Raw genomic sequence first — 653 nt, forward strand, 5'->3', positions numbered from 1 at the left:
GCGTCGAGCGCTTCCCGCGGCGCGCCACCTTCGCGTACCAGCTCGAGGCTTTTGCCGCGGCGGTGCTGCGCGGCGAAGGCCTCGAGCTGGTACGCATAGCTGGTGCGGCGCGGGAAGCGCTCCACCCGCTTGCCGTCGGCCGAGCGGATCGTGAGCCGGGGCAACAAGTGCGGAGCAGCCGGACTGAGGTAACGCAGCCGGCCGCGATCGCCAACGATCCTGGCGCTCGCTCGAAAAAGATCCGACGACCACAGCGCGCAGCGGATCCGGCCCGTGAGCCAACTCGTGAAGCGCAACTCGGCCGTCATCGCCCGGTCCAGTTGAGTCCCGCGCAGTTTTGCCTGTGCCGCAACGACTTCCGGGGTCGAACCGCCGAAAGTGCGGAGCATGTCAACCGCGTAGACTCCGGCGTCCATCAGCGCGCCACCGGCGAGGGAGTAGTCGTAGACGTTGGCGTTGGAGCGCTTCGGCAGCAATACGCATAAGGAGACGTCGATCCGCTCGAGCTTGCCCAGCTCGCCTGACGTGAGAATCTGCTCGACGCGCGAAGTCAACGGATGGTAGCGGTATTGGATTGCCTCCATGACGACGCGATCTGACTTCGCGGCCAGCTCGGCGATGTCGCGGGCCTCGGCGGCATTGGCGGTGAACGG

Annotated in this window: 1 protein-coding gene; it reads right to left on the reverse strand. The window is 66.8% G+C overall.

Annotated elements, in window-relative coordinates; genetic code table 11:
• Nucleotides 1–653 (reverse strand): Gfo/Idh/MocA family protein (locus A5706_RS33455; RefSeq protein WP_197517767.1); only part of this gene is annotated, 653 nt, incomplete at both ends.

It is taken from the genome of Mycobacterium sp. E796, from assembly GCF_001672815.1.
Lineage (GTDB): Bacteria > Actinomycetota > Actinomycetes > Mycobacteriales > Mycobacteriaceae > Mycobacterium.